The sequence below is a fragment of the Lentilactobacillus parafarraginis DSM 18390 = JCM 14109 genome, assembly GCF_001435895.1.
Lineage (GTDB): Bacteria > Bacillota > Bacilli > Lactobacillales > Lactobacillaceae > Lentilactobacillus > Lentilactobacillus parafarraginis.
Genome location: NZ_AZFZ01000078.1, coordinates 1 through 8,777 on the forward strand (window position 1 = coordinate 1; position 8,777 = coordinate 8,777).

7 protein-coding genes are annotated in these 8,777 nt (G+C 41.6%); 2 read left to right on the forward strand and 5 right to left on the reverse strand.

Annotated elements, in window-relative coordinates:
• Nucleotides 1–29 precede the first annotated feature (29 nt).
• The gene (locus tag FD47_RS12750; protein ID WP_054736295.1) at nucleotides 30–662 is read left to right on the forward strand and encodes a helix-turn-helix transcriptional regulator; all 633 of its coding nucleotides are present in this window, start codon (nucleotides 30–32) and stop codon (nucleotides 660–662) included.
• 1,329 nt (nucleotides 663–1,991) lie between these two features.
• Here the strand turns inward: FD47_RS12750 and FD47_RS12760 are convergent.
• The 5 genes from FD47_RS12760 to FD47_RS12780 all read right to left on the reverse strand — a co-directional run bounded on the left by FD47_RS12760 (nucleotide 1,992) and on the right by FD47_RS12780 (nucleotide 7,542).
• A complete protein-coding gene (locus tag FD47_RS12760) occupies nucleotides 1,992–2,744 on the reverse strand; it encodes an ABC transporter permease (protein ID WP_054736311.1) in 753 nt (250 codons plus the stop codon).
• Nucleotides 2,745–2,787: 43 nt separating this feature from the next.
• Nucleotides 2,788–3,549: an ABC transporter permease gene (locus FD47_RS12765; protein ID WP_054736298.1), complete on the reverse strand. Its 762-nt coding sequence runs from the start codon at nucleotides 3,547–3,549 to the stop codon at nucleotides 2,788–2,790.
• Nucleotides 3,539–4,426 (reverse strand): ABC transporter ATP-binding protein, encoded by an 888-nt coding sequence (locus FD47_RS12770; protein ID WP_054736305.1) that lies wholly within the window; start codon nucleotides 4,424–4,426, stop codon nucleotides 3,539–3,541. The genes FD47_RS12765 and FD47_RS12770 overlap by 11 nt, the downstream gene beginning before the upstream one ends.
• Before the next feature lie 113 nt (nucleotides 4,427–4,539).
• Nucleotides 4,540–5,157 carry a helix-turn-helix domain-containing protein gene (locus FD47_RS12775; protein ID WP_225352989.1) on the reverse strand — a complete coding sequence of 206 codons (618 nt, stop codon included), beginning with the start codon at nucleotides 5,155–5,157 and terminating at the stop codon, nucleotides 4,540–4,542.
• A 354-nt stretch (nucleotides 5,158–5,511) separates the two neighbouring features.
• Nucleotides 5,512–7,542, reverse strand: coding sequence for a KUP/HAK/KT family potassium transporter (locus FD47_RS12780; RefSeq protein WP_054736307.1), 2,031 nt, complete (start codon nucleotides 7,540–7,542; stop codon nucleotides 5,512–5,514).
• A gap of 290 nt (nucleotides 7,543–7,832) precedes the next feature.
• Here FD47_RS12780 and FD47_RS12785 point away from each other — a divergent pair, with 290 nt between their 5' ends.
• Entirely contained in the window at nucleotides 7,833–8,753 is a 921-nt protein-coding gene (locus tag FD47_RS12785; RefSeq protein ID WP_054736309.1) for a hypothetical protein, read from the forward strand.
• Nucleotides 8,754–8,777: the final 24 nt, after the last annotated feature.

The window sequence follows — 8,777 nt, forward strand, 5'->3', positions numbered from 1 at the left end:
TAAAAAGCTTGTTTTAAGACAGACCCTAAATGATGACTAATAATAAAATTGCGGATTTAAGAAAACAGCGTGGTTGGACTCAAGAACATTTAGCAGAGGTTAGTCAGGTTAATCCGCGGACAATTCAACGACTAGAAGCTGGAGAAGATGCCAGTTTAGAAACGTTACGCATGGTTGCTAATGCATTGGGTGTTCAAATAGGTGATTTATTTGAATCAATTTCAGATTCGAATAAGGGCAAAGAAATTGAGGGCTTTGATAAACAGAAAGCTGACCAAACCCATCAATGGTTAGTTCTGCATAAATTTTATCGCTTATGTCTGATTGTAGGATTTGTCATACTGATGTTGATATTGATTAGTTTGGTTTCATTAACGGACAATGACAGAATATTAGATATTGCTGGGATCGCTTGGTTAATTTTATGGCCGATTGGTTTAGGCGTAATTAAAGTATTTCAGACCGTATGGATAGAGCCACGACTATCTCGTAAGTATCCTCTGGCTGAAAGCTTGAATCCGGCTTATAATAATGATCTCAAAGGGACAACCAAAAAGCACTCTGGATTATGGATTGCTGGCATCATAATTCTTGTAATTTTGATGATCGCAGTAATTTGGGCAGGTCTCAACTTTTATTTATTCAAACTTTTCGGAATTTAAGAGTAAATAAATTGTCAATCCCTTGTCCAGTGCTAAGTTTGGAAACACGTTCCTGTTATTTGCAAATCCAAACAGTCTAAGGTTAGATTCCGTAAAAAAGTATCCCTCAGTCCTAATCAAAATTGGATGCAATCGGATAATCAGTAATTGCGCCCGCAAATCATTATCTCTCTCAAGTAAATTCAAATACTCCAATTTGCCTCAGCAATCGGACTCAAATAATCAAACTGGTTTTCACCACCATTCAGCAATTTCATTTCAAACTTTTGAAAAATAGGAGCGCGCAGAGATTGAGAGCCATTTCCCAGGAAATGGCTCTCAATTTGATGTGTTGAAACAACAATTCTCGGTATTTCTTGCAATAACCCCAGTCAAGCGCAGTTGCGCTCAGTTCCATTTAACGTCGTGCTAGCAAAATGAAAACCGTTGCTGGACTAAAATCGCTTCTTGCGAAATATGAGGTAGCCGGCAATCAGTAGCACAAAGNTGTCCCCAAGGTCAGCTGCACATTATTCAGATAAGTTGATTGCACCATGGACGCATTGTAATACTGCTTGGTCAGATTCACCATGTTAAACGGGTTCCATCTGAACACAGATGCCAACCGCTGATTTTGAAGCAAAAAGTTATACGAAATAAACGCGCCCATAAAAACAACCGCGATGTTTAATGTTACGACAACCGCGTTTGAATTAATTAGACACGATGTCAGGAAAATGAATCCGATGATTAAGGACGATGTCAGCACATCAACCCCTGTCGTTGCAATCAAATTGATAATCAGCGGCTGACCGTGTTGGTAGACGGCGGACCAGTCAACTGGTTTGATGATTGGCGTCAAGGACAAACCGAACGTCACAAGCAGTGCAAGCAAGTGCAACGCAACGTTATAGCCAAATGTCACAATCAGCTTTGCTAAATAGACGTGCCACTTACCCGGTGCTTTATAAAGAATGGTTAAAATCGCGTGATTTTGAAACTCCATGGAAAAGATGCTGGAGGCGACGATAATCAAAGTTAGTAGGATCCCCTCGCTTGATCCGAATCCTGTCATTATCAATAGTTGTGGTTGCGTGTGCCCTTCAGACAAACCCATTGCCATCATCAAGAATACGATGATTTCCGGTGCAAACCATGCCACTCGTTTATGAAAAAACTTGTAAGACTCACGATATATACCCGTGATCATTCCTGCCCCACCTCCCTATCTGGACTATCACGCTAGCAACTTCTAAATCATGGACGATCCAACTTGGGTAATCTCACGAAATTTATGGTAAATTTCCAAATACACATTTCGTAAATCACAAATTAATTAAGAGAACTCTGTCAAAATCGTTTCTTTCTAAAGATCAAGTAACCCACTCCCAAGAACGTCAACATATAAGCCAAGGCGCCGAGACTAATTTGTAGGTTAGTTAATAACGTTGTTTCGTGATACAGGGGATAGTTTGAATACTGAAGTGTTAGAAGCGTCATATTAAACGGATTCCATTTAAACAGATATGCTAATGATGAATCCAGGTTCATAAAATCAGTAGAGATTGCTTCCCCAAAAAACACAACTGCCATGCTTGCGGTAATTACCACCGCATTTGAATTAATCATTGTAGAAATTACAAACACCAGACTAATAATTAACACTGATGTAAGCACATCAATACCCGTGGTTGAAAGCATATTTATAATCAACGGTTGGTTATATCGGTAAACTTTCATCCACGCCACTGGTCGAATTGTCAATGCAATCACAATGGTGAATGCAAGGGACAACGCGTGTAGCAGTACATCATATACAAAAATCGTGATGAACTTGTTGAAGTAAACTGTCGGTTTTGACGACGATTTATAGATCAACGTAAGGATCGTATTGTTTTGAAATTCCATTGAAAACATCGTAGACCCCACAATGATCACAATAAGGTTGATCGCATCACTGGAATCATAAGTCATCATTGTCATCAATCGAGTCATTGGATAAGCAATCCAAAGCGCCATATAACCCAACAGCAGCATCGGTGCAACCCAGGTTATTTTTTTATGACTGAATTTATAAAATTCTTGATACAAGCTAGTCTTCATAATATTCACCGCTTTCATTTCTGACGACGTCATCTTGCTACCTTTAAACTCGCTGCTTCTTAAATAACAGGCACCCAACCAGTATAAACCCAACAATGTAAACAATATTCCCGAGGACAATCTGAAACGTGCTTAAATATGACACCTTTGCAAATACTCTTGGCATTGCCATTTGATTCATCACGTAGATCATATTAAGTGGATTCCACCTTAGAATTGGAATCCACGCCGAGAAGCCGCTCATAATCATACTTGAAAATGGTGATCCCAAAAAAACAATTGCAAGTCCTATCCCCACCACAGCAGGGTTGTTCTTAATTAAGGTAATGAGCAAGAATGCAAACGAGACAATGAATAAGACGTAAATAAACGTTCCTATTAAATTGAGAAACAGTGTCCCGATGAGATTGGATTGTTGATAGGCTTCGGTCCAATGATATTGTCCACCTACAAAGGTGACTTTAAATATCATAGTCGTCACAATGCTTACTAGTAATAATGCAACGCCGTACAATACAATTATCAGAAATTTTGCCATGTAAATTTTGGCTTTACTGGAACTTTTGTAAAACAACGTTGCGATTGTGTTATTTTCGTATTCCATTGCAACGAATGTCGAAGAAATCGTAATCATAATAATGGTGACCCACTGACCAGCACCAAAGCCTTGGGCAATGAGTGCTTGGTTGACGCCAGATCCAGAAACCGCCGAATACAACATTAGAATTATCAACGCAATAATGCCAACTATCGGAATTCGTTGATGACTAAACTTAAAGAATTCTTGTTTCAAATTATTCTGCATGACTCTGCCTTCTTTGCTGATCGACTAAGCTAACAATTGCTTGCTCAAAGCTCATACCTTTCGGTGTCAACTCCACTAACCGAATATGATTCTTGTAAAGAAAATCCTGAATCTTGTAGGAATCGTTACGAGAAATAACTAAATAGTGATCTTCCTTCTCTATAGAAATTCGGTTATCCGACAGTAGTTGTTCGGTTGCCGGCATATCATCAGTTAATAACTTATAGTGTTTATGATTCACTTGATTAAATTCATCGATCGGTTTATCCACAATAATTTGACCTTCTGTGATCAAAAGAACATTTGTCATAACCTTTTGTAACTCCCCCAGAACATGTGAAGAAATTAGAAATGCGGTGCCTTGAGCAGCGTATTGTTTAATAATCTTACGAACCAAAATTGTTACCTCAATATCTAACCCATTCATTGGTTCATCTAATATCACCAATTGCGGCTTGTTTAGAAGGGCGATTGCAATTCCAAGCTTTTGCTTCATTCCTAATGAGTAACCCTTGGACTTACGATTAATATATTCATTCATACGAAGAAGTGACACAACGTGGTTCATATCATCTTCATCCAATGAATATAGTTTCAAGTTTTCCAATCCGCTTAAAAACGGATAAATTGCTGGATGCTCGATCAATGCTCCAACACGTGTTAACGCGGCATGATTATTTTCTGTGACCGCTTGGTTTTCGACTGAAATATTGCCGGTGAACTTTGTTAAACCAAGAATGGTTTTCATAATCGTTGTCTTTCCCGCGCCATTAGGTCCAATTAGGCCAACAATTGAACCTGGAAGCACCTGAAACGAGACATCTTTAATGATTCGTTTTCGTCCGATAAACGTATTCATATGATCAATCTTAAGCATAAAAATCACCCCTGTATTTAATGAGCAAACAGTTCAACCCAATAGAGTTCGAACTGTCTTTACCTCAAGAAAACAGCGGTGATTTGGTAATCTTGTTTGTATTAGACCTTTCTCTAGACTCGGTTATCATTTTTTCCGTTCGGCTTCAACAAGCCAATCGCGATAAGATTAACAAGCCCTGCTAGCCCAATGATGCCAATTGTCAGTTGAAAAGCAAATCCCATGTTGAACAAATTTGAAAACGCCGCACAAATTGAAAATGCTCCAAATAGGAAATAGCAAATCAGAAATATCGGTGATCGCACTGAGTGAAGTATCTTGAGAACCCACCTAGTCAACAACAATCTCAGGCCAAACCCGAAATAGATTAGATAATCCATCATAAGAAAGACATTATCATAGCGAGAATTGTGCGTGAATCTCTGGACAATTAGAATTGCTAAGATAATATCCAATGTAGTCGTCGTTACACGAGTGATCAAGCCTTTCTCGCGATGAATAGAGTCAGAATGATGTTCAGGCGCCTTCGCATCCGACACCAACTCATCCAGTGAAATATGGTAAATATCGGCCATCTGCCGCAGCATGTCAATATCTGGTCGGGTCCGCCCCGTTTCCCATCCAGACACGGTTTTTCGGGAAACGTGAAGCTTATCCGCAAGTTGCTGCTGAGTGATCGCCAAATCACTTCTTGCTTTCTTGAGTTTTTGAGCAAAATGAATATTGTTCATCTTGATCCTCCTTAACATATGGCAGATAATTTGATCCATCAAGCTTGTCATACGAGCATGCCCGGTCTATCAATGAACTGGCTATGCTTTATTTTTGAATTTTCTGGGATAATGGTGGATAACGAAAACCGAAAACTTGGGGTTTGTGATTTATGTAGTGAATATCTTTTTAAATTAATATCACGGTACCCGCGACTTGTTCAATTGCCCATTTTCCGATTGCCACTTTACAACTTAAAGTTTACCATTCCACGACCCCCTTTATCCATATTATCAGTTCACCTTCTAAGGGAAAGTAATCAAAAGAGTGGCTCCAACAGCCTTTAACCAGCTGCGAGACCACCCTTCGTTGTCCTACTTCTTCTGACGCGCCACACTATGATAAATTTTCCGTTGAACCAAATACTGATCCTTTTCCTGAACGATGAACAGCGGCGAGCTTTCCTGAACCACGTTACTAAATTCCAATCCATACCAGGAAACCGGCGACGCGGTGACATTTTGCAGGTATATCCGCCCGCCAATCAAACGACGATCCAGGGGCTTGATCTGATCGTTGGCCGACAAATCGGCCGGCTGCTCATTGATAATGACGAACTTAAAGTCGCCCACCTTGCGATTCTTCTGGGTCGAATATTTCGGCTCTTGCGGCTCCAGAATACCCTCTTCCACCAGATAATCCACAATTTGGTGGAGGTAGACACTGACGGTCAGCGGCTTTCGAAATCCCAAGTGAAGCTGAACGTTGACGATATTCTTGGTGCCCAACATATCAACGGTATAGTTGCTTTCGTACGGCGCGTTGGTTTCGTTGACCGTCACGAACCAGTATACCCTGGCCCGCTTAGGTTCCTGATCCAGAATCGAATACATGGTACTTCGCTTAATTCGATAGTCGCTCTTAATTTTAGTCATATATACCAAATTGGTGGTGTAGAACGGCACCGACTCATCGACCGTCAACCTTGTCAGCTGATCCCGGTAGTCCAGCAATGAGACATACTCACTTTCCCGTTCGTAATGATCCCGGCGCTTATTGCCAAAGTACCAGACCCACATCACGTACAGGATTGCCAACATGATCATCAGGGTGACGTATCCGCCGTGAATGAATTTCACTAAGCTAGCCAGCAAAAAGATCGTTTCGATCGTACCAAAGAATAACGCAATCGCCAGCGCGTAAACGTGGGCTAATTTAGACTTCAAGAATTCAAATAACAGAATGGTCGTCATCACCATCGTGACGGTAATCGCCAGCCCGTAAGCGGCCTCCATCTTTTGGGAGCTGCCAAAGTACCACACAACCCCCAACGTGATCACACAAAGAAGCCAGTTGACCGTTGAAATATAAATTTGGTTTTTAATGTTGCTGGGGTGCTTAATAATCATGCGGGGAACAAATTTCAGCCCCATCGCTTCGGCAACCAGCGTATATGAGCCGGTGATCAACGCCTGGGATGCAATAATCGCCGCAAAGGTCGCAATCACAATGCCGAGAATCCGCATGTCATGCGGCAGCATTTCATAAAAGGGGTTCAGGTCTGATAGACCCCGGAAAGCCGCGTCATGCGCATGGTTAATGATCCAGGCGCCCTGACCCAAATAATTAAGAAATAACGCCAAATAGACCAGCGGCCAGGTCGCGTAGATATTCTTCTTGCCAACGTGCCCCATGTCGGAATACAACGCCTCGGCCCCAGTCGTTGCCAGAAAAACACTGCCCAGAATGAAGATGCCGGCTTTATTGACCGGACTGAACAGGATTTTAATCGCATAGTAAGGCGATAGGGCCTTCAATACTCCGGGATATGTCAACAGGTTAACAACCCCAAAGAAGGCGAGAAAGCCGAACCAGATGACCATGATGGGTCCAAACGACCGGCCAATGGTTCCGGTGCCAAAGCGCTGAATGACAAATAAAATGAGCAGCACAGCGGTGGTCACGATTAAAACATCGTGCTGGGAATTACTGAATACAAAGGCGCCCAACCGCTGATTCTTTAACCCTTCAATTGCCGACGTAACGGTCACAGCCGGCGTCAATGTGCCATCAGCCAGAATGGCGGCGCCACCAATCAGAGCTGGAAAGATCAGCCATTTGGCGTTGCGACGAACCAGCGCGTATAGCGCAAAGATCCCACCCTCGCGGTTATTATCGGCCCGCATCGCAATAATGACGTACTTTAACGTGGTGATAGTCATCAGGGTCCAAAAGATGAGCGAGATTGACCCGATCACATAGTCGGGGGAGATATTTCCCATTTTCCCGGCATCCCCGATGATCGCGTTCATGACATACAACGGGGAGGTCCCGATATCACCGTAAACAATGCCGAGGGTCACCAGCATTCCAGCAAACGAAATTCGTTCCATCTGTTTATTCATATTATCCTCCCTGTTTATTCATGTTATCCTCCAAAGCAATCATTCTATTTGTTAATTCCCAATTGATTAGTGTGGCGGGCCCAATGGCGATTCTTAAGCGTGACAGTGTGAAATAACCAATCGAGGCCCTTAATCATCATGCGCCTAAGTATATTGATAGTTGGGAGGACTTGCAACCCTGTTTTTAGTAAAAAGCGCTTACAAATTGACCAACGCAAAATGCCGTCAAATTTGCTCCGGATCAAAACAGTTTTGGTGCTATACTATATTTAATTTGGAGGCGCAACATCATGAAGAAAGAGATTGTTTTATTAGCATCTGCATTAACCAGCTTGGGAATCTGGGGAGCCACTACTCAAGCAAAGCCTGCCCAGGCCTCGGCTCGTTACTACTGGGTGAAGTCAATCGATCGTAATAACCTGCCTTACCACGCTGCCAGTCAGCGATCCGCTTACATTTACAACGCCACGCATACTCAGAAATTGCATAACCTCAAAAACTACCCACGGACAACCTGGTATGTTTCTAAAAGTATCCTGATGCGTTCCAGTTACACAGGTAAGAAAGGGGTTTATTATTACGTTGCCAATGGTGCCGGCACGGTGAGTGGGATTGTTTGGCGCGGTTATTTAACCAGTGGTATCAATCCGAATGCCGCCAGTGTTACCACTCCTAACAGTAATTCTGGTGATAGTAATGATAACTCTTCAAATGGTGATAACAATAGCTCTGGAAATAATAGCAACACTCCAGACCAGACGTACTCAGATAATACGAAGCAATTTAATGAAACTAATGCAGGACAGTTTGAAAAGCAAATCTTACAACTTTTTCCAAATTTAGTTGAAGACCAAAAGCTCGATGAATTGGCCGAATACGGGGTATCACTTGATGAACAATATAATTACAGTGATTCACAAGCATATTGGTCTAAATGGTTAATTCAACTCTATGGAGGTGAGCCACAAGGTTTACTCCAAAATTGGAATTTTATTAGCCAGCCAAACATTTCGCTAGTGAAAAATCAACTAGTCAATCATTCCAATGAGATTAACTATTCTAATTTAAGCGACTACAATGGATATCATATCGGTGTTGCAGTTAAAGCAACATCATCTAACTCGAATAGTACCAAAATCGGAAAAATTAATTACCGGATTTACTTATTACCAGCAAATCCAAAAATTGTTACATCTGGTCAAGCTAATTAGGGTCTGTCTTAAAACAAGCTTTTT

Bases quoted from the DNA above. Each gene is read 5' to 3' on its own strand.
- FD47_RS12750 (WP_054736295.1), top strand. From the start codon at position 30: ATGATGACTAATAATAAAATTGCGGATTTAAGAAAACAGCGTGGTTGG.
- FD47_RS12780 (WP_054736307.1), bottom strand. From the start codon at position 7,542: ATGAATAAACAGATGGAACGAATTTCGTTTGCTGGAATGCTGGTGACC.
- FD47_RS12775 (WP_225352989.1), bottom strand. From the start codon at position 5,157: ATGAACAATATTCATTTTGCTCAAAAACTCAAGAAAGCAAGAAGTGAT.
- FD47_RS12770 (WP_054736305.1), bottom strand. From the start codon at position 4,426: ATGCTTAAGATTGATCATATGAATACGTTTATCGGACGAAAACGAATC.
- FD47_RS12765 (WP_054736298.1), bottom strand. From the start codon at position 3,549: ATGCAGAATAATTTGAAACAAGAATTCTTTAAGTTTAGTCATCAACGA.
- FD47_RS12785 (WP_054736309.1), top strand. From the start codon at position 7,833: ATGAAGAAAGAGATTGTTTTATTAGCATCTGCATTAACCAGCTTGGGA.
- FD47_RS12760 (WP_054736311.1), bottom strand. From the start codon at position 2,744: ATGAAGACTAGCTTGTATCAAGAATTTTATAAATTCAGTCATAAAAAA.